This window comes from Streptomyces sp. NBC_00376, assembly GCF_036077095.1.
Lineage (GTDB): Bacteria > Actinomycetota > Actinomycetes > Streptomycetales > Streptomycetaceae > Streptomyces.
The window spans coordinates 8,369,109-8,396,079 of sequence record NZ_CP107960.1 but is presented as its reverse complement, the minus strand read 5'-3'; the positions used below and the strand labels follow the sequence as shown (position 1 = coordinate 8,396,079).

At 69.6% G+C, this 26,971-nt stretch carries 16 protein-coding genes and 1 pseudogene; 12 read left to right on the top strand and 5 right to left on the bottom strand.

The genetic code is table 11. The annotated features are described in order from the left end of the window. The first annotated feature begins 3 nt into the window (after positions 1 to 3). The 3 genes from OG842_RS37545 to OG842_RS37535 all read left to right on the top strand — a co-directional run bounded on the left by OG842_RS37545 (position 4) and on the right by OG842_RS37535 (position 4,831). A complete protein-coding gene (locus OG842_RS37545; protein WP_266734448.1) occupies positions 4 to 1,857 on the top strand; it encodes a glycoside hydrolase family 36 protein in 1,854 nt (617 codons plus the stop codon). A gap of 57 nt (positions 1,858 to 1,914) precedes the next feature. Beyond that, complete coding sequence (locus tag OG842_RS37540; protein WP_266734449.1) at positions 1,915 to 2,943, top strand: LacI family DNA-binding transcriptional regulator; 1,029 nt, start codon at positions 1,915 to 1,917, stop codon at positions 2,941 to 2,943. Between the two features lie 529 nt (positions 2,944 to 3,472). After that, positions 3,473 to 4,831: an alpha/beta hydrolase family protein gene (locus tag OG842_RS37535; RefSeq protein WP_328512610.1), complete on the top strand. Its 1,359-nt coding sequence runs from the start codon at positions 3,473 to 3,475 to the stop codon at positions 4,829 to 4,831. 466 nt (positions 4,832 to 5,297) lie between these two features. On the opposite strand, the gene OG842_RS37530 is transcribed toward OG842_RS37535, so the two are convergent. Together OG842_RS37530 and OG842_RS37525 are read right to left on the bottom strand one after the other, a co-directional pair. Next, positions 5,298 to 7,391, bottom strand: a complete 2,094-nt coding sequence (locus tag OG842_RS37530; RefSeq protein WP_266734452.1) for a DUF6351 family protein — start codon at positions 7,389 to 7,391, stop codon at positions 5,298 to 5,300. Between the two features lie 253 nt (positions 7,392 to 7,644). Next, the gene (locus OG842_RS37525) at positions 7,645 to 8,787 is read right to left on the bottom strand and encodes a mandelate racemase/muconate lactonizing enzyme family protein (protein WP_266734454.1); all 1,143 of its coding nucleotides are present in this window, start codon (positions 8,785 to 8,787) and stop codon (positions 7,645 to 7,647) included. 235 nt (positions 8,788 to 9,022) lie between these two features. Between OG842_RS37525 and OG842_RS37520 the strand changes: the two genes are divergently transcribed. The 8 genes from OG842_RS37520 to OG842_RS37485 all read left to right on the top strand — a co-directional run bounded on the left by OG842_RS37520 (position 9,023) and on the right by OG842_RS37485 (position 19,916). Further along, complete coding sequence (locus OG842_RS37520) at positions 9,023 to 10,027, top strand: LacI family DNA-binding transcriptional regulator (protein ID WP_266734456.1); 1,005 nt, start codon at positions 9,023 to 9,025, stop codon at positions 10,025 to 10,027. Positions 10,028 to 10,140: 113 nt separating this feature from the next. Further along, positions 10,141 to 11,481 carry an ABC transporter substrate-binding protein gene (locus OG842_RS37515; protein WP_266734457.1) on the top strand — a complete coding sequence of 447 codons (1,341 nt, stop codon included), beginning with the start codon at positions 10,141 to 10,143 and terminating at the stop codon, positions 11,479 to 11,481. A 7-nt stretch (positions 11,482 to 11,488) separates the two neighbouring features. Further along, entirely contained in the window at positions 11,489 to 12,439 is a 951-nt protein-coding gene (locus OG842_RS37510; protein WP_266734459.1) for a carbohydrate ABC transporter permease, read from the top strand. Then, a complete protein-coding gene (locus tag OG842_RS37505; RefSeq protein ID WP_266734461.1) occupies positions 12,436 to 13,314 on the top strand; it encodes a carbohydrate ABC transporter permease in 879 nt (292 codons plus the stop codon). Before OG842_RS37510 ends, OG842_RS37505 begins: the two co-directional genes overlap by 4 nt. A 111-nt stretch (positions 13,315 to 13,425) precedes the next feature. Next, a complete protein-coding gene (locus OG842_RS37500; RefSeq protein WP_266734463.1) occupies positions 13,426 to 15,717 on the top strand; it encodes a hypothetical protein in 2,292 nt (763 codons plus the stop codon). Positions 15,718 to 15,729: 12 nt separating this feature from the next. Then, the gene (locus OG842_RS37495; RefSeq protein WP_266734464.1) at positions 15,730 to 17,952 is read left to right on the top strand and encodes an FAD-dependent oxidoreductase; all 2,223 of its coding nucleotides are present in this window, start codon (positions 15,730 to 15,732) and stop codon (positions 17,950 to 17,952) included. A gap of 26 nt (positions 17,953 to 17,978) precedes the next feature. Then, positions 17,979 to 18,845 carry an NAD-dependent epimerase/dehydratase family protein gene (locus tag OG842_RS37490; RefSeq protein ID WP_266734466.1) on the top strand — a complete coding sequence of 289 codons (867 nt, stop codon included), beginning with the start codon at positions 17,979 to 17,981 and terminating at the stop codon, positions 18,843 to 18,845. A gap of 111 nt (positions 18,846 to 18,956) precedes the next feature. Next, a complete protein-coding gene (locus tag OG842_RS37485; protein ID WP_266734468.1) occupies positions 18,957 to 19,916 on the top strand; it encodes an SDR family oxidoreductase in 960 nt (319 codons plus the stop codon). 13 nt (positions 19,917 to 19,929) lie between these two features. Here the strand turns inward: OG842_RS37485 and OG842_RS37480 are convergent. Next, positions 19,930 to 20,214 (bottom strand): annotated as a pseudogene (locus OG842_RS37480) (peptidylprolyl isomerase); the annotation flags it as partial. Positions 20,215 to 21,038: 824 nt separating this feature from the next. On the opposite strand from OG842_RS37480, the gene OG842_RS37470 reads away from it, so the two are divergent. Then, on the top strand, positions 21,039 to 22,058 hold the full coding sequence (locus OG842_RS37470; RefSeq protein WP_266734470.1) for a proline racemase family protein: 1,020 nt from the start codon (positions 21,039 to 21,041) through the stop codon (positions 22,056 to 22,058). A gap of 335 nt (positions 22,059 to 22,393) precedes the next feature. Here the strand turns inward: OG842_RS37470 and OG842_RS37465 are convergent, their stop codons facing one another. Next, complete coding sequence (locus OG842_RS37465) at positions 22,394 to 25,789, bottom strand: S8 family serine peptidase (protein ID WP_266734471.1); 3,396 nt, start codon at positions 25,787 to 25,789, stop codon at positions 22,394 to 22,396. 137 nt (positions 25,790 to 25,926) lie between these two features. Continuing rightward, positions 25,927 to 26,958, bottom strand: coding sequence for a helix-turn-helix domain-containing protein (locus OG842_RS37460; RefSeq protein WP_266734472.1), 1,032 nt, complete (start codon positions 26,956 to 26,958; stop codon positions 25,927 to 25,929). Positions 26,959 to 26,971: the final 13 nt, after the last annotated feature.

Sequence of the window (26,971 nt, the reverse complement as noted above, 5' to 3'; positions counted from 1 at the left end):
ACCGTGACCACCGAAACACCCGCGGTCCCGCAGCAGCGCACCCCTGTCTGGCGCCCCAACACGCCGGCCGACGCGACCCCCGACACCATCGTCCACCAGCAGCTCGCCACCGGCCTGTCCGACTCCACCGGAGCCCCGCTCGACGTCCACCTCACCGGGCTCGGCTGCGACCGACTGGAGACCGTCGTCACCCCGGCCGGCGACGGTGTGGCCCTGATCGAGGTCACGACGGCGGCCGCGGCCACCGTCCGCGCCGAATGGCGGGTCCCCTGCCTCGGGGCCACCGCCTACTGGACCCCGGACACCAACGCCTCCCGCTGGCTGCCGCCGTCCTGGATCGCCCCCCGGACCGTCTCGCTCGCCCTGGGCGCCCCCGTCGCCAGTCTGGTCGGCGCCGACGACCGCGCCCTGTGCACCGCCGCCGCCGAAGAGACCTCCGCACCCGTGCGCGTCGGCGCCGGAGTGGTGGAGGAAAGCAGCGAGTTCGCCTTCACCATGGAACAGGACCTCACCCCTGACGGGCCGCCGCTGCGGCTGCGGATCGACCTCAGCGGCCGGCACTTCGCCGCCACCCTGCAGGCCGTCACCGCCTGGTGGGCCGAGGGACTGCACCACCCCGGTGTCTCCCCCGCCGCCCGGATGCCCGCGTACTCCACCTGGTACAGCCTCCACCAGAACGTCGACGCCGCCGCCGTCGAACGCCAGGCCGCCCTCGCCGCGGCCGTCGGCTGCGAGAGCATCATCGTCGACGACGGCTGGCAGACCTCCGACCGTGCCCGCGGCTACGGCCACTGCGGCGACTGGGAGCCCAACCCGGCGGCCTTCCCCGACCCCTCGACCCACGTCGCCGAGGTCCACCGGATCGGCCTCGCCTACCTCCTGTGGTACGCACTGCCATTCATCGGGCGCCACAACGATGCCTGGGACCGCTTCAAGGGAATGATCCTGCGCGAGGAGCCCCACCTGGACGCGGCCGTGCTCGACCCCCGCCACCCCGAGGTCCGCGCCTACCTGGTCGAGAAGGTCTCCCGCGCCGTCGAGCAGTGGGACATGGACGGCCTGAAGCTCGACTTCATCGACCGCTTCGCCGTCACCGACCCCCCGCCCGCCCCGGCCGGTGCCGACCGCACCGCCGTCCACGCGGGCGTGCTCCAGCTGCTCGCCGACCTCGACGCCCGCCTGCGCCGCACCCGGCCCGACGTGATCGTCGAACACCGCCAGCCGTACGTCAGCCCCGGGCTGTGGCCGTACGCCACCATGGTCCGCGCCACCGACTGCCCGCTCAGTCCTGCCGAGAACCGCCAGCGCACCGTCGACTGCCGCCTCACCGCGGGCCCGCTCGCCGTCCATGCCGACATGATCACGTGGAACTCCGCCGAGACGCCCGAGTCCGTCGCCGTCCACCTCGTCAACGCCCTGTTCTCGGTGCCGCAGATCTCCGTCGACCTCACCGCCCAGAGCCCCGACCAGCTCGCCACCCTGCGCTTCTGGCTCGGCATCTCGCGCCGGTACGCCGACGTCCTCCAGCTCGGCGTCCTGGAACCCGCCCGGCCCGACCTGGGCTACCCCCTGGTCCGCGCCCGCGACCACCGCACCACCGTGGTCGCACGCTACGCACCGCTGCCCGTCGCCCTCCCGGACCGGCACGCCGCGGACGGCCCGCAGACCCTGCTCGTCGCCAACGCGGACAGCGACCCCACGGTGCTCCTGACCTCCCCCCGACCGGAACAGGCCCTCGCGCGCGTCCAGGACTGCCGTGGTGAGATCCTGTCCGAGACCGTGCTCGACCTCGTCGCCGGGGTGAACTCGGTGACCGTGCCGACCGGTGGCCTGCTCACCCTGACCCGCGAGCACTGAGAACCGCGGGCTGGGGGAGGCCACCGCCACCCCCAGCCCGCCGACCACAGAGGAACGATGACCGCTCGACAGGTGACCATCGAGGACGTCGCACACGCGGCCGGAGTCTCCCGCCAGACCGTCTCGAACGCCCTCAACGCACCTCACCGGCTGCGCGCCGCCACCCTCGCCCGGGTCACCGCCGCCATCGACGAACTCGGTTACCAACCCGACCAGTCCGCCCGCAGCCTGCGCACCGGCACCCGCAAGATCATCGGCTATCCCGCCCCCGCCGACAACCCCGCCGACCCCAACCCCCTGATGGGCGGCTTCCTCCAGGCGCTGGTGACCGCCGCCGACGCGGTCGGCCACCGCATCCTGGTGTTCCGTTCCGACCCCCAGCAGGGCGCCGGAGCAGTCGCCAGGTCCTTCAACGGACTGATCGCGGCCCGCCAGGTCGACGGGTTCGTCCTCTCCGACGTCGTCCACGACGACCCCCGTGTCGACGTGCTCACCGAGGCCGGTTTCCCGTTCGCCGCCTTCGGCCGCACCGCCCCCGGCCGCCCGCAGAACTGGGTGGACATCGACTCCACCGCCGCCACCGCCGCGCTGGTCGGGCTCCTGCTGGACCAGGGCCACCGACGGATCTGCTACCTCAACTCCGCCGCATCCCTGCCCTGGCTCGCCGACCGCAGGGCCGGCTTCCTTCAGGCCGCGGCCACCGCACCCGACGGCGCCTTCGAGGTCGGTGTCCCCGGCGACGACCCGGCCGCGCTTTCCCACGCCGTCCAGCGCCTGCTCACCGGCCCCGACCGCCCGACCGCCCTGGTATGCGCAAGCGACTGGCTCGCCCTGACCGCCTACCAGGCCGTCCGCGCCGCAGGCCTCGCCGTCGGCGACGACGTCGCCGTCACCGGCTTCAACGACATCCCGCTCTGCACGCTGCTCCAGCCCGCCCTCACCAGTGCGCGCCTGCCCCTGGCCGCCATCGCGCGCGCCCTCGTCGACCGGCTGATCGCCGCCGTCGAGGACCCCGCCGCCACCCCGGCGAGCGGGCTGCTGCTCCCTGCGGAGCCGGTCGTGCGCGACAGCACGCCCGGACGGTAGCGGCGGCCGGCAGCGCGCTTTGCCCGGATGTCTCCTCGGTGATGTCCGCCTCGGCGGGTTCCGCCCAGGAGCGCAGTTCGGCGGCGAACGAAGTGCGCCTGGCCTGCGCCCGGATGCTGTCCCGCAGGATGTTGCGGGCGACTACGAGCAGCCACGGCAGCAGCGGCCCGCGTCGCAGTCGGGCACTCTCGCACCCTCTGCCCGTCACGGTGTGTTCTGTCTTTGGGCAGTCGGCGGAACGGGTTGATTCTCCGGCTGATGGCTGACCTCGGTCACCTCGACCGGCGCAATGCGGAGAGCGCCCACTCTGACACGAACACAGCACAGATCCGGGGGTTGTCCCCACCCCCGCGAGGGGGTCCACCCACCTCGACGCACGTTGTGACAGCAACAAGGATCTGGATCTCCAAGGACGCGCACGTCACGGCTGCCGGCCGACCGGAAAACCTGGGGGATCGAGATGAAACTCGCACGTGGGCTCTGCCCTCGCAGACTACTGTTGCTGCTGTCGACAGCCTGCGTCGCCCTGATGTTGCTGTCACCGACGGCTGCGGCCGCTCCTGCGGACGACCGACCCGTCCCGACCGAGGTGTCGTTCACAGGCGCGGACGGTGTGCGGCTGAACGGGACGGTGTTCAGCCCCAGGGCAGTCGGCGGGGACCGGCCCGCGCTGGTGATGGTGCCGGGTGCGGGTCCCGGCGGCCGGTCGGAGTTGCGGGACGCGGCCGAGTCGTACGCTCGGCATGGCATCGTGGCCCTGATCTACGACAAACGCACCACCGGGTACTCCACTCTGCACCGCGACTACTCTCTCCTCGCCGGTGACGCGCTCGCTGCGCTCCGCTTGCTGCGCGACCGGCCCGGAGTCGACAGGGCCAGGACCGGGATGTGGGGACTGTCCGAGGGTGCGTGGGCGGTGTCCTTGGCGGCGAGCCGGTCGGCGGACGTGTCGTTCGTGATCACCGCGGGAGCGGTCGGCATGGAACCTGCCCGGCAGCAGGCATGGGCCTATGGTGAGTACCTGGCTCATGCGGGTGTCTCCGGCTCGCTTCCGCACACCATGCAGGGGTCCTTCACCCGGCAGCTCGTCGGCGCGGGCCTGTTCCCGGAGGCCGACTACGACCCGGTGCCGACGTGGCAGCGCGTCCGCCAGCCGGTGTTGGCCGAATGGGGCACCCTCGACCGCGAGGCAGCTCCGCAGGAGAGTTCTCGGATCATCGCCCGCGCGCTGTACCGGGGTGGCAACAGGCACTGCACCATCCGCTTCGTGCCGGGCGTGCGGCACAACCTCAACGGGACCCTCGACCACGGCTTCGACCGGATCTCCCGACTGCCGTCCGACTACGCCGGCTTCGAAGCGGCATGGATCGAGCGGCTGAGCCTCGGACTGCCGTCCCGGACCATCGGCCCGGCACCGCACCAGCAGCGGCAGACCCGAGCTCTGCCGTCGCCTCTCTGGTACGACGCCGGCCAGGTCCAGCTGGCGGCCCTGTGTGTCCTCGCAATCGGATTCGTCGGGTATCCGCTGTGCGTGCTCGTTCGCCGCGTCGGCAAGGGGCGCGGTCGGCGGGTTCCGTCTCTGCGCGCCGCACGGTGGCTTTCCGGCACCGGCCTCGCGGTGTTCGTGGGGACACCCGTCTATCTGCTCTTCCTCGCGCTCACCGCCGCGGGCGTCACAGGTCCTGTCCTCCTGGGGCGGACACTGCCCTGGCTCGCACTGCAGCTCCTGGCTGTCGCCGTGATGGGGGCGACCGTGTGGACGGGGGTGTCGTGGTGGCACGGCCGAGGGAGGTTCGGCCGAGCCGAGAGTGTCCGCCTCGGTCTTCTCCTTGCCGCGGGGCTGGTCTTCGTGCCGTGGGGGATGTACTGGGGGCTTCTCGTCCCCTGAGCGCTCTCTGTCCTGTCGAGAAGTGGGGGTCGGGCAAGCCGCGCTGAGGGGTCGGCAGGTCAGACGTGAGGGAGCGGGCCCCGTATGCCGGGGCCCGCACCTTCGGGCGTCCGCCCGTACGCTCACTGCGCCGACGGCAGAAGGGAGGCGAGTGGGGACTCGCGCCCCTTGCTCACCGCGCTCAGGCGGTCCGGTCGGACCGATCGTCGCGCGAGCCGTCTCCGGCACTCGTCCCGCAGCCGCGGACGAACTCGTCCGAGGATCCCGACCCGCTGCTCTTCCGCTTTCCGGCCGTCTGACCCGCACTCCCACCATCCGCCGCAACGGGTCCCCCGGCGGGCAGTGGGCACGGCCCGCCAGGGCTGGGAAGGCCGTCGGCCGCCCCGTACGCCGTCATTCTCATCCCCACTGGCATCGGAGCGAGGGGTCGCACCTGCCCCAGTTCGGGCCCACTGCCGCGATCCCTTCACTGCCGGTCGAAGGAGAGCCATGTACCGGCGAGGTCCTGCTGACCCGCGCCGGGCTTGGACCAGTCGCAGACACCGTCCCGGAAGATCGCCTGCAGATCCTCCAACTGGCCATCGGTCACCGGCACTCGGTAGTCGGAGCGGGTCACGGGACGCTTGCGGCACTTGACGATGTCGTTGGCCACATCGGCTCCGGCGACCATCCGCGGCGATGTCCACACCGGGTAGAGGGTGTTGCACTCGGTGTTGTCGATGCCCTCGACCTGGGGCTCCGCGATCTTCTTCGCACCGATGCCACGCGTCCAGCAGGCGTCCGTGAGGCCTTGCGGCTTGTTGCGGACGATCTTCTCGATGGGGGCTTCGTCGCCGGAGTCCGCCTTGATGCCGGTGAGCCACTGGTCCATGTCGGACAGCATCCCGGCAAGTGTGAATCCGTGCCCGTTGGAGCGGGTGAGCATGATCTGGTTGGCATGGGTGCCGTTGGCCTTGTCCAGGCGCGCCCGGGTGGAGAAGGAGTGGAAGCGCATGTGCATGTCGCCGGCGGCCGCGTCGTCCGTGTAGTCGCGGTAGTCGATGATCGGGACGTCGGCGAGGCCACCGCCGCCGTTCAGCATGCGGCCCGTGCGGTAGGCGAGCCGTACCGCCTTGAGATCGGCGACGGTGCGCTCCGCGGCGGGCTTGGCGTCGTCGTCGAGGCCGCCGATGCGCCGGTTCAGGTCGATGAACTGGCCCATGTCGATGGCCCCCTTGTTCAGGGCCTCAAGTCCGTACTGGATACCGGTGTTGTCGAGCGGCCTGCGCGCCTTCCCGGTCTCCGGTACCTCGCCGTAGACGTTCACGGTGTGGCTGTAGACGTCACAGCGGGCACCGTCCGGGTTGGTGCCGGGGTCGTAGCGCTGTCCCGTGGGCAGCTGGGACGGGCAGTACACCGTGGGGTCGATTCGGCCGGCGGCGCGGGCCAGGCTGCCGATGCTCTCCCACTTGCCGAACCCGGAGACCGCCCGCTGCTGCTCCTCGGTGAACGCGTCCGGCGCGACATCCTTGAAGTAGTGGTTCAGGAGCTGGGCGTCGCTGAGCGTCTGAATCGTCCCGAAGCCGACGTCGGGGAAGCTGCAGCCGGAGAGGATGCCGTCCAGCAGACCCGGGTAGTTGTCGGCGATCTGATGGGTCTGGTACGAGCCGCCGGAGCAGCCGTTTCCGATGGTGAAGGCCGGTTCGCCGTAGGTCTCCACGAAGCGTTCCTTGACCATGCTCATGGTCTCGGCCGCCAGCACGTCGTTGCAGTTGTTGCCGAACACGTTCAGCGTGGACGAGGCGACGCCGTAGCCCTTGCTCAGATACGTGTCGTTCATGATGCCGACGGTGTTTCGGCCCTGGACGTACCAGCCTCCGTTGCAGCCCCCGCCGAAGCCGTACACGAGGCGCCCGTTCCAGCCCGGCTCACGTTGCAGCGGGTCGGGGGCGGCGGCCTGCGGATCGTGCAGCACAGCCGTCTCGTAGATGCCGCGGTTGATGGTGCCGGTCTCCACGCGGACGATGTACGGCACCTTCTCGCCCGCGCTCGTCGTGGCGGTCGCCAGGTCAGCGGGACGGACGTTCTCGTCGGGCAATGGAGCGAACTTGCCGGCCGTGGTGCGGTACATGTAGTCGACGCGGGTCCTGACCGAGCAGTCCTTGTCGACCGGCTGGCCGAGGGTGCCACCCGTGACCGTCTTGAACTCGGTGGTGTCACAGACGAACGGCTGCTCGTGCGGCCCGGCGAACACCGGCCCGGTGATGGGGTGGTTCTTCAGGGTCAGTTGTCCGGAGTCCGCGCCCTGGGCCCTGGCCGTGAGCCTGTTGTCGCCCTTGGCCAGCCCCTTCACCACGCCCATCAGCGCATGGTTGCCAAAGGGCCGGAAACTCGAGGTCACGTCCCGGCCTTCCACCTCGACCCGGACTTGGTCGGCCGCTGTGGAGGCGGGCACCTCGACACGTATCAGGGCGTCGTCTCCCGACACCGTGCCTGGCCGCGACGACACGGCCGTCACCTGCAGCTTCTCGCGTTCCTGGCTGCCGGCCGGCGTCGCCGACGCGCCTACCAGCACGCCCATGAACGCTATGCCGGCAAGGCCCAGTCGGACCGGCCTGGCGGCTCCTGTGAACGACACGACGGAACTCGCCTCACTTTCTGGAGTCGGAGATCGTGCTCAGTGTGCGGGTGCGGGCCATGGGCCCGCCGGGGCTGTGATGTGAATGTCCCGCCGGGATACCGGCGGCTGATGCGGCGGGTCGTGGGAGTCAGGTCCCGGGCCCGCGCCGGTGGCCGCGTCAAAGGCCTGCGCGTTCCGGCCGTGCGCGGCGCGGCTACCAGTTGGTGAACGCCCCGTCCGCCGTTCGCAAGTGCGGGCGCTCGGCCGCGGCGGCCTGATACCGACGCGCCGCCGCCCGGTCGATGTCGACGCCGATGCCAGGCAGTTCGCTCAGCTCGACCCGCCCCGGCAGGATCGTCGGCCGTGCGGTGAAGAGGGCGGCGATGGCTGGATCCGGGTCGGTCTGGTGCTCCTGGATCGCCACATTGGGGCAGGCCAGGTTGAGTTGGAGCGAGGAAGCGGCGGTGACCGGGCCGAGCGGGTTGTGGGTGGCGAGCTTGATGTGGTGGGTCTCCGCCATCGCCGCGATCTTCTTCGCCTCGGTCAGGCCCGCGGCCACCCCGACGTCCACGCGCGCGAAATCGATGAGGTCGTCCTCGATGAGTGTCCTGAACTCCCATTTGGAGCCGTACTGCTCACCTGCGGCCAGTGGAACGCCGGTGCGGGCCCGCAGCATACGGTAGCTGTCCGGGTTCTCACAGCGCAGGGGGTCCTCGACGAAGTACGGGCGGGCCGCCTCGATCTCCCGGCACAGGGTCAGCGCCTCCGGCGGATCCAGGCGCGTATGGACGTCGAGGATCAGCTCCACTTCGTCGCCGACCGCGTCCCGCACCTGATGGAAGAGGACCACCGAATCGCGCAGGCAGCGGCGGGCGTCGAGCGTGCCGTCGGCGTCGTGCGGCGCGGCGAACCGCAGATGACGCCAGCCCTCGGAGACCAGGTCGCGGCAGCGGTCCAGGAACCACGCGCGGTCGTGGTAGCCGTCGCCGACATGCACATAGGCGGGTACGTGATCACGCACCCGGCCGCCGAGAAGCTCATGCACCGGTACGCCGAGCGCCTTGCCGCGGATGTCCCAGAGCGCCACGTCCACCGCTGCGATGGCGGCGCCGAGTATACGGTCGGCGGGGAAGAACCCGCGCCGGAACATCACCTGCCAGAGGTGCTCGATCCGTCGCGGGTCCTCGCCGACGATCAGCTCCGCGAGGTGCTCGAGACCGCCCGCGACCGCCCGTTGGCGCGACCTGATGCCGACCTCGCCCAGGCCGTGGATGCCCTCGTCGGTGTCGACCACGACCAGCATCATGCTGTCGCCGTGGTCGGGGAGAGTCAGCACTTCCAGGCCGGTGATCTTCATTCCACTCCTCTATGAAAACGTTCCCGCAATTTCAGCACTGTTCTTGAGAACACATCATCAGCAGCAGTCGAGCTGATGCGCAAGACCCGTGCATCCAGAAGGTTTTCCTCGATGAAATAGTCCTGACACACGTCTTGACATGTCGTGGGAACGTTCGCAAACATCAACCGCATTCGCAGGATCCAGATGCGAGACGACCGGGGTCCCCCGGCTCAAGACGACGAGGAGGCCGTCCGTGGCAGTCACGATCCGGGAGGTGGCGAGCGTCGCGGGCGTCTCGGTGTCGACGGTGTCCCGCGCGTTCACCGCACCCGACCAGGTGCAGCCGACGACGCGGCAGCGCATCTTCGACGCCGCGGCCGAGCTCGGCTACTCCCCCAACCCGGCGGCGCGTTCACTGCGCGGCGGCGGCACCGGAACGCTCGGCCTGATCGTCCCGGACATCGCCAACCCGTTCTTCCCGCCGATCATCAAGGCGATGCAGGCCCGCGCCCGGCACCTGGGCTACACGGTCCTGGTCGCCGACAGCGACGAGCGCGAGGCGGACGAGCTGGCCGCCATCGCGGCCGTCTCGAAGCGGGTCGACGGCCTGATCCTGTGGGCCTCCACCCTGACCGAGGACCGGCTCCATGAACTCGCGGGCCGGATGCCGCTGGTGGTGGTGAACCGTCACGTCCCGGGCATCCCCGAGGTCCGGATCTCATTGTCCGCCGGCATCTCCCAGGCCGCCGAGCAGTTGAAGGCGTACGGTCATCGGCGCTGCGTCTTCATCAACGCGTCCCGCGCCGAGCTGAGCCGTGGGAAGTCCATCCAGGAGTCCTTCGAAGCGCTCGACCTCTCCCTGTCCGAGCTCGGTCCGTACGAGCCGCGGTTCGAGACGGGCGTGCACGCCGCCACCCTCGTCGCCGCCCACGACGCGACCGCCGTGATCGCCCACAACGACCTGGTCGCCCTCGGCGTGCTGCACCAGATGGCCAACCTCGGCGTGAACGTGCCGCGCGACGTCAGTGTCATCGGCATCGACGACACACTGCTCGCCTCCGTCTCCACCCCCAGCCTCACCACGATCAGGATCGACCCCGAAGAGATCGCCACGCGGGCGGGGGACCTCCTGATCAAGACGATCTCGTCTGGCACAACAGGACGTACTGGACAAGGACTTGAGGTCGATTCCCCCTTCGTGGAGATCGGCTCACGCCTGATCCCCCGCGCCTCGACGGGCCCCGCACCCGCCCACTGATCCACGGCGCACAGCACTACATCGCACCACACCACACCCGCACCGAGCCCACTCCTGCCCTTCTTGGAGCCGTTATGCCCAGAAACTCCCGCTGTGCGGCCATACTTGGCTGCATGGCGCTGACCGCGACCCTCGCGGGCTGTTCCTCCCTCACCCCGAGCAGTGCCGGCGGGGACGGCGATCTCGTGCTGCGGGTGCAGGGCATGCCGCCGGCCACCGACAAGCCGGGGCTCGCCCTGTTCAAGAAGCAGGTGGCCGACTTCGAGAAGGCCAACCCGGGCATCAAGGTCAAGGGTTCGACCACGGTCTTCGACCCGCTGACGTTCTCCGCGAAGCTGTCCGGCGGCAATGTCGAGGACGTCATCAAGGTGCCGCTGACGGAGCCGCAGCGGCTCATCCAGCAGAAGCAGGTGCAGCCGATCACCGGGCAGCTCAAGGAGTGGAAGCACTTCAAGGAGTTCAACCCTCAGGTCCTCCAGCCGCTCACTGACAGCGCCGGCGACGTGTACGGCGTACCGCAGAATCCGTACGCCCAGGGCCTGGTCTACAACCGCGAGCTCTTCGAGAAGGCCGGCCTCGACCCGGACAGACCACCGACCACCTGGACGGAAGTCCGCACAGCCGCCAAGAGGATCAGCGACAGTACCGGCAAGGCGGGCTTCGTCCACGAGTCCAAGGACAACCAGGGCGGCTGGCAGCTGACGATGCTGTCGTACGCCTTCGGTGGCGAGCTGGAGAAGGAGCAGGGTGGCAAGTACACCGCCACGCTCACCGGGGAGCCGACGAAGAAGGCATTGCGGCTGCTCAAGGACATGCGCTGGAAGGACGATTCGCTCGGCAAGACCCTGCTCAACAATCAGAACGACGTGATCAAGCAGTTCGCGGCCGGGCAGGTCGGCATGTTCATGGGCAGCCCGGGGACGTACCGACTGGCGAAGATGCAGTTCGGCATGGAGAACACCGAAGCCTTCGGAGTGGCCCCGATGCCGCAGTCCGGCGGCGATGCGACGCTCACCGGCGGCGACATCTACATGGTCCCGAAGTCCGCCGACAAGAAGCATGCGGCAGCGGCCGTCGAGTGGCTGACCTTCGCCTACGCCAAGCCGCAGTACAGCACCGACATCGCCGCCGAGCAGGCCAAGGCGCTCTCCGCCGACCCGAAGTCCGCGGTGGGCGTGCCGACGCTTCCGGTCTTCGACAGAGAACGGCAGACCGAGATCGACGCAGCGATCAAGCCGTACGTCAATGTGAAGCTGCAGAACTTCAAGCCGTACATCGACGGTCTCTCCACGCTGAAACTGAAGCCGGAGCCGCCGTACCAGGCGCAGAAGCTGTACACCGTGCTCGACCCGGTGGTCCAGGCTGTACTCACCAAGCGCGACGCCGACATCGACGCCCTGCTGGCCTCGGCCGAGAAGGACGTCAATGCCAAGCTCGCCGCGGACCAGAAGTAGCCGGCCCATGGCCCTGCTCACTCCGTCCCGGCGCCCGGCCGCTGTCGCCAAGGAGCCCGTCCCGCGAACCCTGCCGCAGCGGCAGCGTGGCACCGGCCCCCGCAAACAGTTCACGGCCTGGCTGTTTCTCGTCCCCGCGCTGCTGGTCTTCGGGCTCTTCGCCTGGTGGCCGATCGTGCGCAGCCTGCTGCTCAGCTTCCAGAAGACCAACCTCGTCGAGCCCGCGGTCTGGGTCGGACTGGACAACTTCCGTACCCTGTTCGACGATCCGCTGCTCGGCACCGCCGTCGGGAACACCCTGTTCTTCGTGGTCCTCGGCCTGCTGATCGGCTTCCCGGCGCCGCTGATCCTGGCCGCGATCATGTCGACGGTGCGGCGCGGCGCGGGCGTCTACCGCTTCCTGGTGTACCTGCCGGTGGTCATCCCGCCAGTGGTGGCGATCCTGCTCTGGAAATGGTTCTACGATCCCGGGAGCGGGCTGTTCAACAACGTCCTCGGAAAGGTCGGGCTCGGCCCGTACTCGTGGCTGGAGTCCTCCGACAGCGCCATGCTCTCGCTGATCCTGGAGGCCACCTGGGCGGGCATGGGCGGCGCCGTCCTGATCTACCTCGCGGCGATGGTCGGCATCCCCGGCGAACTCTATGAGGCCGCCGAGATGGACGGTGCCGGGATCTGGCGGCGGATCTGGCATGTGATGCTGCCCCAACTTCGTTCTGTCATCGGACTGTTGCTGCTCGTCCAGCTGATCAACACGGTGCAGGTCTTCACCGAGCCGTACGTCTTCACCGGCGGCGGACCCGAGAACTCCACCCTCACGGTCCTGCTGCTGATCTTCCGGTACGCCTTCCAGGACGGCGCGTACGGCCAGGCCGCCGCACTCTCCTTCCTGATGGTGCTCGTCCTCGCCCTGCTCTCCGCGGTGTATCTGCGGGCCACCCGCAGCTGGAGCACGTCATGACCACGCTCACCACCTTCGTCTCCACCAACGACCGCCAGCGCCCCGGCGTACGCGCCGCAGTGCGCTCCATCCAGGTGTTCACGCTGCTCCTGCTGCTGCTCATCGGTATCGGACCGCTTTACTGGATGGTCAAGGGCGCGGTATCGACACCCACCGAGCTCACCACCCAGCCCCTGGCCCTCTGGCCGGACCGGCCGGCCCTGGGCAACTTCTCGGCCGCATACACCGATCTGGGTGTCGGCCGCTATCTGATGAACACCTTCCTGGTGGTCGGCGGATCGTGGTTCGTGCAGCTCTTCGTCTCGGCCACGGCGGGCTTCGCCCTGTCGGTGCTCAGGCCCAGGTTCGGCAAGGCCGTCTACGGAGCGATCCTCGCCACGATGTTCGTGCCGTACACGGTGAACATGGTCAGCCTCTTCATGACCGTGACCGATGTACCGTTCCTCCACATCAACCTGGGCGACACCTACTGGGCGATCTGGCTGCCGGCCGGCACTAACGCCTTCACGGTGCTGCTCGCCAAGCAGTTCTTCGACGCCCTGCCCAAGGAGCTGTTCGACGCGGCGCGGGTCGACGGTGCGAGTACCCGGCAACTGCTCACCAGGATCGTGCTGCCCATGAGCAAGCCGGTGCTCGCCGTGATCAGTCTGCTCGCGGTGATGCACTCCTGGAAGGACTTCCTGTGGCCGCTGGTGGCCATCACCGACCCCGAGAAGCAGCCGATCAGCGTCGCTCTCGCCCAGCTCACCACGCAGGCCCCGCAGGACCAGCTGATCGCCGCGATGGTGCTCGCCGTCGCCCCGCCGGTGCTCGTCTTCGTCGTCTGCCAGAAGTACATCGTCGCCGGGCTCGGCTTCACCGGAGTCAAGGGCTGAGTCCACCGGAGCCGATGGCCGGGCCATCGGCTCCCCACCACACCTTCCGCTTCGGAGCCTTCCCAGCCTTCGGAGCATCCGGAACACCTCGACCGAGAGAAGGGCACCTCCATGTCAGTCGCCCGCCGCAGATTCATCCAGGGCACGGCCGTCGCCACCGGCGCCGCACTGCTGCCGGCCGTTCCCGCGCACGCCGCAGACCCGGTCACCATCGAGGCCGACGGCATCACCCTCGTCGGCCGTGTCGACGGCAGCGTCCTCGTGCAGGACGGTACGGGCGCCGACCGCATCCTGCTCAGCCACTTCATGATCAAGGACACCGCGCTCGGCCAGCAGCGCACCTTCGGCGGCACGCCCGCCCGGATAACGCTCGCCGACGGGCGGCCCGCGATTCAGGTCACGTACACGATGGCGAGCGGCGCGTCCGGAGTCACGGTGCGCGGCACCTTCGACGTCACCGCTCACAAGGCGCACATGAAGTGGGAGGTAGGCGGCTCCAGCACGCTCACACCGGCCGGCTTCATGTTCTCCCGCACGGTGTACGGAGCGAGCGCGCCGGAGTCGTACGAAGCGCTGACCGTCTGGGAGCGGGACGCCCGGGGCGGCATTCCGTACGAGGTGAACGCGGGCGGCGCGTACGTGGAGACGTGGGCGGGCTCGAAGGGCTTCTTCTGCCTCTCGTCCACCGTCCCGGCGAGCACGAACGCCACATGGATCCATTCCCCCGGCACCTCGACCGGTGCGGGCACCGCGGTCACCGAGGCCGATCTGGTCCTCGGCGATCTGCGGCCTCGCGGGGCGGGAGCGCTCGCCGCCAGGAGGCCCCTCGGCGTGGAGGTGTGGACCGACCAGCCGTTCAACCTCTACAAGGCGGCAGGGCAGACGATGACGCTCAAGGCGCAGGTCGTCAACGGCTCGGCCGCGACCAGGAAGGTGACGCTCACATGGTGGGCGCGGGACTTCGGCGGCAAGCGGATCGGCGGTGGAACGCTCTCCAGGAGCCTCGCGGCGGGCGCCGCCTGGAACGCCTCCTTTCCCCTGACCTCGCCCTCGCAGAACATCGTGTTCACCGAGGTGGAGGTGGTCAGCGGCAACGACAGGGCGCTGGCCCGCACGAATCTGAGTGTGCTCCCGGAGTTCACGTACAAGGCGGGCAAGGAGTCGATGTTCGGCCTCGCCAACTACCCCTGGCTGCTCAAGCCTGGCAAGGAGGCAGTGCTCGGGCTGGTCAGGACGCTCGGCATCAAGTGGATCCGCATCGCCTACGCGGGTGCCCCGGGCATCGACACCGCGACCCTGGACGCGAACGGCATCGGGCACAACGTGGAGCTGAGCGGCATCCCCGTGGGCGGCAGCCCGGAGCAGATCGCGGCCTGGGCCGACACCAATGTCGCCAAGGCCCTGGACGCCGAGGCCGCGTACTTCGAGGTGAGCAACGAGGTCAACCAGCCCTGGATGTCGGGCCGCGGCGCCGATGCCTACGTCCGGGACGGTCTGCGCCAGGTCACCACGCGCCTCGACGCGGCGGGCTCGCGGATGAAGGTCATGAACGCCGGCCTCGGCGGCATGGACTACGTATGGACCAAGAACTTCCATGACGCGGGCGGCTGGGACCTCATCGACGCCTTCGCCTTCCACCCCGGCCGAGGCAACTTCACGCCCGACTTCGCGCCGCCGCCCGAGGAGTGGACGCAGGGGTCGTCCGGCTCGTACTGGAACTTCCTCGGCGCACTGCGCAAGGCGAACCAGGTGCTTCAGGAGTACGGCGGCGACAAGGAGCTGTGGCTCACCGAGGCGTACGCTCCGACCCGGCCCAACGCCTGGTGGAGCGACACCTACCGGCACGCCGCCGAGAACACACTGCTCACGCTCGCTCTTGCCAAGTCCGAGAAGGTGCGCGCCGTCAACTGGTATCAGCTGCACGACTCGGTGATCCACCACCCGCAGGAGGCCGACCCGGCCAACCCCGAGTACCACTACGGCCTGATGAACCGCGACACCAGCGCCAAGCCCTCGCTCCTCGCCTTCGCGACCGCAGCCCGGGTCCTGGACGAGGCCGAGTTCGTCCGGCATCTCGCCTTCGCGGACCAGGACATCAAGGGGCTCCTCTTCACCACCCCCGACGGACCGGTGTCGATCATCTGGAGCCGCAAGGACGGGTACGTCCTCAACGCCGAGCACGGCGAGGACCCCTGGTACGCATCGCCCGAGCCATGGATCGACACCTGGACGACCAGGACCAAGGCCGTGGCCCACTCGGGCACGGTCGACGGCAAGGTGCGGGAGCTCAACTGCATCGGCCAGGAACGCTCTCTGAAAGCTTCGAACGGCAAGGTCACCCTCACCCTCGACGGTGCCCCGCGCATCTACTACGGCCTCTCCGCCAATCCCGACTGGAAGTAAGTGACGCACGACATGAGGAATGAAACCGCACGGCACGACATCACCGTCGTCGGCGGCGGCCTGGCCGGGGTCTGCGCGGCGATCGCCGCCGCCCGGCTCGGCCGGAGCGTCGCGCTGATCAACAACAGGCCGGTGCTCGGCGGCAACGCGAGCAGCGAGGTCCGGGTCTGGGTGTGCGGCGCGACCGGCCACGGCAGGAATCACCATGCCCGTGAGGGCGGCATCATGGGCGAGTTGCTCGTGGAGAACCAGTTCCGCAACCCGGACGGGAACCCCTACTACTGGGATGCCGTGGTCCTGGACGCCGTACGCGCCGAGCCGGGCATCACGCTCTATCTCAACACCGACGTGCGCGAGGTCGACGCCGAAGGTCCGGACGAGGCCCGGCGGATCACCTCGGTCACCGGATGGATGATGGGCTCGGAGCGGCGGATACGTTTCGAGAGCCCCCTCTTCCTCGACTGCACGGGGGACGGCCTGATCGGCCACCTGGCGGGCGCCCACCACCGCATCGGCCGGGAATCGCGCGCCGAGTACGACGAGGCATGGGCTCCGGAGACGGCCGACGACATCACCCTGGGCTCCACGCTCCTCTTCTATACGAAGGATGCCGGTCACCCGGTCAAGTTCGTGCCGCCGAACTTCGCCAAGGACATCACCGGGACCTCCATCCCGCAGCGCCGCATCATCAAGGCGGGCGACAACGGTTGCGCGTACTGGTGGATCGAGTTCGGCGGCGAGCTCGACACCGTCCACGACAACGAACGCATCCGCGACGAGCTGTGGTCGGTGATCCACGGCATCTGGGACCACATCAAGAACTCCGGCGAGTTCGACGCGGCGAACATGACCCTGGAGTGGGTGGGCTCGGTCCCGGGCAAGCGGGAGTACCGGCGCTTCCTCGGCGACTACGTACTGCACCAGGGCGACATCCTCGGCCAGACCGAGTTCGCCGACCGGGTCGCTTTCGGCGGCTGGTCGATCGACCTGCACCCGCCGCAGGGCATGTACTCCGACGGGGCAGGTGCCAGACAGCTCTACGCGGACGGCATTTACCACATTCCGTACCGCAGCCTCTACTCGGTGAACACCGAGAACCTGCTCTTCGCCGGGCGCAACATCTCCGCCAGCCATGTCGCCTTCGGCTCGACCCGGGTCATGGCGACCTGCGCCACGATCGGCCAGGCGGCCGGCACGGCGGCGGCGCTCTGCGCCACCGGGGATGTCACTCCGCGCGGACTCCCCGTGCCCGAGCTGCACCGGGCGCTGCTGCGCCAGGATGCCTCACTCATCGGCCTCGCCTCGACGGACCCGGAGGACCTGGCCCTGCGGGCGACGGTCAGCGCATCGTCCGCCTTGAGCAGCTTGGCGGTCGAGGAATCCGACGAGCCATGGCCGCTCGCGGCGGACGCCGGACTCGTCCTCCCCGCGGACCCGGGCCTCTCCGGGGTGGAGCTGCTCGTCGACGCCGACCGCGACACCGAGATCGTGATCGATCTGTACGACCCCGAACTCGGCCAGAACTACGTCCCGCGCCGCCTCGTCGCCTCCACCACCGTGTCCGTCGCCGCCGGGGCCCGGCAGTGGATCAGGACGGGCCTGGACTGGTCTCCCGAAACCCCCCGCAACGCCTTCCTGGTGGTCCGCGCCAACGACGCCCTCGCCCTGCACCGCTCCGACCGCCCGACCCCCGGCGTCCTGTGCTTCACGCGCGTCCCGCTGCGCCCGTCGGACGAATCGCCGCAGCCGCTGCGCGAGTGGACGGACACGGGCCTGCTGCGCCGCACCTTCTGCCTCCGTACGGGAGAGACCGCGGCCTACTCCCCCGCCAGGGCCACCGACGGCTATGCCCGCCCGTACGCGGGACCCCACATGTGGGTCTCCGCACCACTGGCGGACGACCCGTCCCCCTGGCTCGAGTTGGCCTGGCCCGAACCGGTCGCCCTGGGCCGGATCGAGGTCATCGCCGACGACGACGTCAACGAGGACCTGATCAACCTGCACCACCACCGCACGCCCTTCGACACCCTCCCCACCCTCCTTCGCGACTACCGCGTCGAGGCACTGGATACCGACGGCACCTGGCGCGTGATCGCCCGTTCGGCGCAGAATCGGCGGCGCCGCGTGACGCACACGCCGGCGGAGCCGGTCACCGCATCGGCGATCCGGGTCGTCGTCGAGGCCACCAACGGGGCAGCGTCGGCGCATGTCGTCGCCGTGCGCGCCTACGAGTAGAAACACCGACGCGGGAGAGTGACTGGATGGTCAGAAGAGCGATGGTCACCGGGGCCGCCGGGCGGATCGGGCGGGCGGTCCTCGCGCTGCTCGCCGAGCGCGGGATCGAGGCGAACGCCCTGGTCCTCGATGATCCCGGTGATCTGGCGGCGCGCCTGGTCGTGACCGGTGACGCGGCCGACGCGAAGACCGTGCGGGCGGCTCTGGAGGGTGCCGACGCGGTCATCCACCTGGCGGCGATCCCGACTCCCGAGCGCAACACCGCGTTCGAGGTCTTCGCGGGCAACAGCCTCACCACCTTCACCGTCCTGGAGGAGGCCGGCCGGGCCGGGATCCGGCACGCGGCGGTGGCGAGCTCCTGGGGTGTCACGGGCCTGCCCTGGACGGACGCCGAGGATCCCCATCCGCCGTACGCACCGGTCGATGAGGAGATGGCCTCCCAGGTCGCCGACCCCTACGGCCTGTCCAAGCAGGTCGACGAGCTGACAGCGCAGATGATGGCGCGGCGGCACGGGATGAGCGTGGTGTGCCTGCGCTATCCGTACGTGGGCGGATTCGAGGAACGGCTGTACGCACACGCCGCCCGGCTCACGGCCGACCCGGCCGCGGGGGCAAGGGAGCTGTGGACGTACCTGGAGGTCCACGACGCGGCGAGGGCCGCGCTGCTGGCCCTGGACGTGCCCGGCCGTGCGGCGCACGCGGTACACCTCTGCGCCCCCGAGATAGTCGTGCCGTACCCGACGGAGGAGCTGCTGCGCCGCTTTCACCCCACGACCGTGCTCCGGCGCCCGCTGCCGGGGCGCGCGGCACCCGTCGACACCTCGGCCGCGCACAGGCTGCTGGGGTTCACGGCACAGAATCTCCTCGGTCACGGGGCGGTGTTGCCGGGTTGAGATCACGACGGCCGCCGGTCCACCGCAGATGGGAGAGAACAATTCCGGGCGAGGACAACCCAAGGAGAAAAGACGCCATGAACTGTCGCCTTTAACGTGCACGGTGGTGGCATGAACAAGGACAGGAACACCCAGTACACCGATCAGGCTGGCCCGCTCGCCGGCCGGATCGCACTCGTCGCCGGGGCCACCCGCGGCGCCGGACGCGCCCTCGCCGTCGAACTCGGCCGCGCCGGCGCCACCGTCTACGTCACCGGCCGCACCACCCGCGAGCACATCAGCGAGGTCGGCCGGACCACGGAAACCATCGAGGAGACCGCGGAACTGGTCACAGCGGCCGGCGGCACCGGCATCGCCGTCCCCACCGATCACCTGGACGAGGACCGGGTACGCGCCCTCGTCGAACGGATCGACCGCGAGCAAGGACGGCTCGACATCCTGGTCAACGACCTCTGGGGCGGCGAACACCTGCTCATCGGCTCCGTCTTCGGCAAGAAGAGCTGGGAGACACCGCTCGCCGACGGCCTGCGCATCCTGGAACTCGGGGTGCGCTCGCACGTGATCACCGCAGCACTCGCCCTCCCCCTCCTGGTCCGCTCCACCGCTCCCCTGCACGTGGAGGTCACCGACGGCACCGCGGTCTCCAACCGCCGATACCGCGAGAACCTCTACTACGACCTCGCGAAGAACGCCCCGATCCGGATCGCCTTCGGGCTGGGAGAGGAACTGGCAGGGTACGGGGGCACGGCGGTCGCCGTCACACCGGGCTTCCTGCGCTCGGAACAGATGCTCACCCACTTCGGCGTGAACGAGGACAACTGGCGCGACGCCGTCGCCCAGGAACCGGGCTTCGCGATCGCCGAATCACCGCACTACCTCGCCCGCGCGGTAGCCGCGCTCGCCGCCGACCCGGACCGCGCCGCCCGCTGGAACGGCAAGTCCACCTCCAGCGCCGAACTCGCCAGGACCTACAACGTCCGGGACATCGACGGCAGCCAGCCGGACGCCTGGGCGTACTTCGAGGCCATCCGGCACGGCGGGAAGGACAGCCCCGCGGACGGCTACCGCTGATCCTCCGGCCTTAGAACTGGGACGTTGCCGAGTGCGGCTCCATCGTGCGGGCCATCGCCACGCTGTACCTGTGGTTCTTCAGCCCGTTGTCCGCCTCGTTCCGGACGGGGGAACGGGTCTCCTTCTTCTTCATGCCGGGCTCGAAACCGCCAGCCTGGATCATGAAGTTGTTGATGACCCGGTGGAAGACCGTGCCGTCGTAGAAGCCGTCCTCGACGTACTGGACGAAGTTCTCGACCGTCTTCGGAGCCTTCTCGGCATCGAGCGGCAGGATGATGTCACCGTGGTTGGTGGCCAGCCGGACCTTGGACGTGACGACCTCATTGTCTGTGTGCGTACGACGACGGAACGATCAAGAGCATTGTCACAGCCCCGCCTGGACCCGGCTCGCCGCACGGCAGGCGGGGCTGGTGACCGCAGCTGCCGAGGGATGAAGCGGCCGTCTACCGTGGCCGATCCGTGCCAGTGACGCTCCTGGGCACCGAGCGGGCGCGGTGCGGGATACCGTCCGGGAGCCGCCGAACGGCGGCGGCGAGGTTACCCGAGCCGTGCCGGGAGGCCACCGTCACCACCGAGGAGGAACGTGACGCCGAGTTCGAAGAGGCGTTCAGCGCTCTCCGCCTCGTCATGGCCGACCGGGAGGTCGCCGAACTCCGCAAGGCCGGTGAATCCACGGTGCGCGGATTCACCGACGGGTCGAGACCGTGGATGATCCCGGTCGGCACACGGGAGACGACACGGGAGACTGCAGCCAGGTCATCGGCCCGCGTGCGAACGCCCCGTCGCAGGGCGGACCGGACTCAAGCATGAGTTCCGACTCGGCGAGGGAGCGGCGCCGGCCCGTCCGGACGACCTCACCACGCCCGAGGAGCGACGCGGCGTCGGTGTCCGGACCGAGGACGGCCCGGTCGTCACCGAGGACGGTCACGAGGGCCTGGGCCGAGGCGTGGATGGCGCGGTTCGCCGGCTGACAACATGTCACCGATGCCAGGTTCACCGGGGTTTTCCCGCCGCGCTCGCCTCGGCTCTCGACTCACGCGATCCCGAACCGGACGAGTTCGTCGACGCCGCTCGGATCCGGCCGGCTCACACCCTGCCCTAACCAGCTCCGTGGAGGACCTCATGACCATCCACCAGGTATTCACCACCGACTACCACACCGGTGGTGAACCGTTCCGCATCGTCCCCGAACCGCCGGTCGCCATCGAAGGCGCCACCGTCGCCGAACGCCGTATGTTCGCCATCGGCAACGCCGACGTGGACAACCTGCGTAAGCTGTTGTGCTTCGAACCGCGCGGACACGCCGACATGTACGGCGGGTTCATCACGCCGCCCGATGACGAGGGTGCTCACTTCGGCGTGCTGTTCTGGCACAAGGACGGCTTCTCGACAGCCTGCGGCCACGGTTCCATCGCGCTCGCCGTCTGGGCCGTGCAGACCGGCCGCGTCGCCCGCGACCCCTCCGGCATCACCACGGTCGTCATCGACGTCCCCTCGGGCCGGGTCACCCTGCGCGTGCACACCGCCGGCGAACAGGTCACCGGAGTCGACTTCGTCAATGTCCCCAGCTACCGGCTCGCCGAACGCGTCACCGTCGCCACGTCCCGCGGGGACGTCGCCGTCGATGTCGCCTACGGCGGCGCCATCTACGCTCATCTGGAAGCGGCCGACGCAGGACTGGCAGTCACCCCCGAGCACTACTCCGACCTCATCGCGATCGGACGCGAGGTCAAATGGGCGCTGAACGACAGCGAGTACGCGCGTCACCCTGCCGACGGCCGCCTCAGCGGCATCTACGGAACCATCCTGTACGACGACCTCGGCACCGACGAGAACGGCAACCCGCACCAGCGCAACGTCACCGTCTTCGCCGACGGCCAGGTCGACCGTTCCCCGTGCGGCTCCGGCACCTGCTCCCGCGTCGCCGTACTCGCAGCGACCGGCCACCTCGAGCCGGGCCGGATTCTCGTCCACGACTCGATCGTCGGCACCCGCTTCCACGCACGGGTTGTCGCGGAGTCGGCCGCCGACGGCTACGCCGCTGTCATTCCAGAGGTCACGGGGATGGCATACCGGACCGGCGAGCACCGCTTCGACCTCGATCCCGCGGACGAACTCGGCACCGGCTTCGTCCTGCGGTAACCGCCCCGTCGACCGGCTGGGGATGCGCGTGCGCGGTGCTGACGTCCCGCGTACGCCTCTCACTCAGGAGTCCGCCCCGGCCCGTCCTGCCCGATCGACCGCACGGCGTCACCGTCGACGGAATCTGCCTCGGCCTCTGCCTCGACGCCGCTGCCTGAGAGGCCCGTCGCCGAGAAGGTCCACCACTCATGGCCGATCCCACCAGACGCCCGGATCTGACCGGGAATCAGGTGGGATCGGGTTGTGTTGCCGCAAACCGCATTCATCTCTTGCACGGTTGCGCCCGGAAGGGCCGCGTGGTCGACGTACTGACCCACGCGGCCCGGACCAGGTGATTACCGGACGTCGTAGGCGCGGGTGATCGTCTGGGTGACCGCGTTGCCGTTGGCGTCGGTGAGGGTTGCCTTCATCGTGACCTGCTTGCCGGAGGCTCCGGTGTGGTCGAGAAGGGCCGTCCAGCGGCCGTCATGCTGTTCGGTCGGCGCCTGGGTCCAGGTGGTGCCGCCGTCGTAGGAGTAGGACAGCGTGGCCGCCGTGATCGCGCCCGGGGCGTATCCGGCGTGTCCCTCGACCGACAGGCCGACCTTCAGTCCCTTCTCCGCGGGAAGGGTGTTCATGCCGTCCACCGGCGCGTCGTACGCCGGGAAGAGGAGCGGCAGGCCGCGCGAGAAGACGTCCGGCTCCCGGTGGGAGCGGAAGCTCCACGTGGTGGTGACGGCGCTGGAGCGCAGCCAGTTCCGGTCCGAGGTGTCAATCTTCTGCAGGTTCTGGGTGAGTTCGTAGGCGGAGTCCTCGTCCGGCACCTCGAACACGTCGTACGGATAGATGCTCCGGCCGATCTCTTCACCATTGCGCTTCAGCAGCAGGTTGCCGATGTCGCCGAACGATCCGCCGAAGGACCAGTGGTCGCCGGACCCGTCGAGCCAGAACGCGGTCTGGATGCCCATCAGGTCGCCCTGCCGCTCGGCGGCGAGCACGGGCTTGCCGTTGGTGTCACGCGGGGCGGCCGGCCGCAGCAGGCCGCGGTACCACTCCTCGGCTCGTCGCTGTCCGGTCCGGTAGGTGCGCTCCTGGTCGCCCATGAACGCGGCGAACGGGAAGCTGGTCATCGCACCGTGGTACCAGACGTCGTCGCCGGTCGTGTAGTAGGCGGTGCGGGTCGTGGGCACGTGCACCACGCCGTACGGGCTCACGGGGATGTAGTCGCTGCCGCTCTCGGGGCGGCGGACGAACATCGCATCGAGGTAGTCGGCTTCCTTGCCCACGGCGTTCCAGGTCTCGGTGACCTGCGCCAGCCGGGAGTCCTTGGGCCGGTAGACCTGGTCGGAGTGGAGCGGTCCCGTGGTCGGGAACGTCAGGTTGTAGACGTACGGCGAGCCGCCCTCGGATCCGCTCGCGCGCCAGGTGGGCCGGAACTCGAAGGTACCGTTCGTGGCGCGTCCGTCGATGTCCGCGTAGAACTTCTGGACGGTGGCGTTCGCCGAGACCGAGCCGGAGAGCAGCCAGGTGTCGTCCCAGGTGCGGGCGTAGCTGATCGTGGTCAGGTCCACCGTCGCCGGGCGGTCGGTCTCCAGGCTCAGCCGGTGGGCCTGCCGGGCGTCGAGGACGACCGTGGTGTCCCGGGTGATCCGGAGCTGCGGCCGCGCGAGGTAACTGACCGATTCGGCGGCGCCGTTCGCGTCGTACGTCGTCACGAAGCCGCTGATGGAGTAGCTGCCAGGACGGACACGGTACGTCTGGTCGGACGCCCCGGAGTTTTTGCGGCGCTCTCCCTTGTCGGTGTCCAGGCTGACGAGATCCAAGGAGGAGCTGCCGGTCGCGGGCTTGCCGTTGCGGTCCACGGTCTTGACCCGGAGGGTGACCGTCTCCGCCTGGACGTACAGCGTGACCGGCACGGAGACGTGCACGTCGCCGCCGGTGGCGAGGATCCGGCCGGTGACCGCACCGTACTGCGAGTCCTGGAGACGGGCGGTGGGGTCGATCTGCACCGGCACCTGAGCGGTGGTCCCGGCGGGGATCGTCACCTTGCGCTGCCCCAGCTTGACGATGTCGGAGTGGACATCGCTGCCGTCGTTGCCGTGTACGCCGCTGACCCTCAGGTTCAGGGTCAGGTCGTTGCCGCTGGTGTTGGTGAAGGGCACCTTCACGGATGTGCGGTCCGACGCGTCCTGCGGCCAGTTGTAGTTGCCGGCCTGGACGGCGGGCGCGGAGACCACCTTCTGGTTCACCGCGGCGAACACGTCGAGGACGCCGGCGCCGGTCTGGTCGGCGCCCGCCACCTTCCCGCCGGTGCGGGCCGAGGAGACGAGCGCGGCCTTGATCTGCTGAGCGGTCCAGTCCGGGTGGGCCTGGCGGACGACGGCCGCGGCACCCGCAACGTGCGGGGTCGCCATCGAGGTGCCGGACATCGACCGGTAGGCGTAGACGCCGCGGCCGCCCGCGCTCGCCGCCGAGATGTCGACGCCGGGCGCGGCGATCTCGGGCTTGAGGGTGTGCGTGACGGCGACGGGGCCGCGGCTGGAGAACTGCGCGGTGCTGTCGTCCCGGTCCACGGCGCCGACGGTCAGCACACTGGGCACGCACCCGGGCGAGGAGACGGTCTCGGTGCCCGGGCCGGCGTTGCCCGCGGCGACGACGAACAGGGTGTGCGTGTTCTGCGCGAGCTGCTCCGCGGCCTGGGCCACCGGGTCGGCGCAGTCCCCGATCGCCGGGCTGCCAAGGCTCATGGAGACGACGTCGGCCTGCTGGTCGACGGCCCACTGCATGCCGGCGATGACCCAGGAGTCCAGGCCGTAGCCACCGTCGTTGAGCACCTTGCCGATGAGCAGGGAGGCGCCTGGGGCCACGCCCTTCTTGCGGCCTTCGCTGGCGGCTCCGGACCCGCCGACCGTGGAAGCGGTGTGGGTGCCGTGCCCGACATGGTCGTCGGTGGTCTTGGAGTCCGTGAAGTTCTTGGAGGTGGCGACCCGGTCCACGAGGTCCGGGTGCTCGGCGTCCACGCCCGTGTCCAGCACGGCGACCTTGGTGTTCTTGCCGTCGTAGCCGGCCGCCCAGGCCTCCGGCGCGTGGACCTGCTTGGTGGACCGGTCCAGCGTGGCCTCGACCTTGCCGTCCAGCCACAGCTTCTTCAACGCGGAGGCGGAACGCGAGCGGGAGTCGGTGACGTCCCGCCAGAACGTGGCGGCGGTGTCCTTGTCCGCCTTGAGCGCGACGCCGCCCACGGCGGGAAGCGACAGGCTCCGTTCGGAGCCGCGAGGTGCCTCCGGCGCGTTCTTGGCGACGTTCACGCTGTTGCCGTAGGTGGCGATCAGCGGGAGCGAGTCGGTGTGCGCGTCGTCATATCCCTGGCGGATGAGCCCGGTGACGTTGAACAGCTGCTCATCGACCCTGCCCTCGGCGACCGCCTGGGAGGCGCCCTCGGGGTAGACGTAGAGGTCCTTGCCCGACTGGTAGGTCTGGAACATCGACTGCGTGCCGTCCTCGCGCGGCAGCACCGCCGCGGAGCTGCGGCCCGACTTGTCCGTGGTCACGAGGACCTTGTCTCCGGTGACGAGCGTGACCGCCGTCTGCTTGCCGCGGTCCTGCGCGGTCTCGCTGCCGACGACGGATCTCTTCCCCGAACCCGGGGCGGCGTCATGCGGTGCATCCGCCGCCCCGGACGGCGTGACTGCCGTGAAGGCCAGGGCCGCGGCGGACGCCGCTCCCATGGCTATACGTGTGATGGGGCGCATGAATCTCCCTACTTGGTGCAATGAAATGCCGTGGTGCGGCTGCAGCCTGGCAGACATGCAGATGACATAGGGATGCCTGCGCGTGACGGGTTCCCCGCATGTCGGGTTTCCGCCAGACGGTCACGAGGGAGAGCCGGTCACAGCCAGCCCGCGCGGGCAGCGTGCCAGCCGAGCTGCAGGCGGGAATCGGCTCCCGCAAGGTCCATCAGACGGCGCGTCCGCCGCTCCACGGTCCGGATGGAGACACCTAGCTGCGAAGCCGCGCGCCGGTCGGAGATCCCCGCCAGCAGCAAGGACAGGACTTCGAGTTCGCCCTCGGTCGGCCATTGCTCCTCTGCCGTCTGCGCCCGTACGCCCGAGGCAGTGGGGTACAGCGGCCGGGCCCGGTCCCATTCCTTCTCGAACAGGTGCACAAGGGCGGTGAGCAGACCGCTGCGGTGCACCACGATGGCGCTCGGCTCGCCGCAAGGACCGGCCATCTCCAGCGGCACCATGGCGCGCTCCCGGTCCGACACGACCATCTTCAGCGGCAGGTCGTCGACGAGGCGGAGTTCCAGCCCCGCGGTGATGGCCGCCCGCATGTCCGCTGCCACCTCGTGTCCGTCGAGGTAGTCCTTCGCGGCCACGACCCGGAATTCGACCCCGCGGTCGAGCGCGGAACTCTCCGCCATGTCGGTGTCCTCGCGCGGCACCGCCATCGGCGCGCCGACGAGGAACACGAGCAGCTCCCGCTGCGCGCCGAGCTCCAGCTGGTGGAACCGGTGGGCCACCTGCTCCACGCCGACGACCACCTCCACGACACTGCCCGCAGGGTGTGCGGCGGTGCTCCGGTACTGCTCGGTCAGCACCGAGAACGCGTTCTCGGCCCGCTGCAACGCGTTGCGCTGCTCGACGAGAAGCGGGGCGAGGGCCACGGAAGGCGGCGTGAGCCGGTACCGGGCGGCGGGTCCGCCGTCGGCTCCTTGGCCGGCCGGGGCAGACACCTCACCGCCCGCCTCCGACACCACCGCGACCAGGCCACGTGCCGCCAGATCGAGCAGGACTCGGGCGATCTCGGCCCGCTCCAGTCCGGTCTGCCGGACGAGTTCCTGGGCCGAGGCGGACGAACGGGGCAGCAGAGCGGTGTAGACAGCCTCTTCGGCTGAGCCCAGTCCCAGTGCCTGCAACATCCAGTTCCCCCCT

Bases quoted from the DNA above. Each gene is read 5' to 3' on its own strand.
- OG842_RS37540 (WP_266734449.1), top strand. From the start codon at position 1,915: ATGACCGCTCGACAGGTGACCATCGAGGACGTCGCACACGCGGCCGGA.
- OG842_RS37535 (WP_328512610.1), top strand. From the start codon at position 3,473: ATGTTGCTGTCACCGACGGCTGCGGCCGCTCCTGCGGACGACCGACCC.
- OG842_RS37530 (WP_266734452.1), bottom strand. From the start codon at position 7,391: ATGGGCGTGCTGGTAGGCGCGTCGGCGACGCCGGCCGGCAGCCAGGAA.
- OG842_RS37525 (WP_266734454.1), bottom strand. From the start codon at position 8,787: ATGAAGATCACCGGCCTGGAAGTGCTGACTCTCCCCGACCACGGCGAC.
- OG842_RS37515 (WP_266734457.1), top strand. From the start codon at position 10,141: ATGGCGCTGACCGCGACCCTCGCGGGCTGTTCCTCCCTCACCCCGAGC.
- OG842_RS37510 (WP_266734459.1), top strand. From the start codon at position 11,489: ATGGCCCTGCTCACTCCGTCCCGGCGCCCGGCCGCTGTCGCCAAGGAG.
- OG842_RS37505 (WP_266734461.1), top strand. From the start codon at position 12,436: ATGACCACGCTCACCACCTTCGTCTCCACCAACGACCGCCAGCGCCCC.
- OG842_RS37500 (WP_266734463.1), top strand. From the start codon at position 13,426: ATGTCAGTCGCCCGCCGCAGATTCATCCAGGGCACGGCCGTCGCCACC.
- OG842_RS37495 (WP_266734464.1), top strand. From the start codon at position 15,730: ATGAGGAATGAAACCGCACGGCACGACATCACCGTCGTCGGCGGCGGC.
- OG842_RS37490 (WP_266734466.1), top strand. From the start codon at position 17,979: ATGGTCAGAAGAGCGATGGTCACCGGGGCCGCCGGGCGGATCGGGCGG.
- OG842_RS37485 (WP_266734468.1), top strand. From the start codon at position 18,957: ATGAACAAGGACAGGAACACCCAGTACACCGATCAGGCTGGCCCGCTC.
- OG842_RS37470 (WP_266734470.1), top strand. From the start codon at position 21,039: ATGACCATCCACCAGGTATTCACCACCGACTACCACACCGGTGGTGAA.
- OG842_RS37465 (WP_266734471.1), bottom strand. From the start codon at position 25,789: ATGCGCCCCATCACACGTATAGCCATGGGAGCGGCGTCCGCCGCGGCC.
- OG842_RS37460 (WP_266734472.1), bottom strand. From the start codon at position 26,958: ATGTTGCAGGCACTGGGACTGGGCTCAGCCGAAGAGGCTGTCTACACC.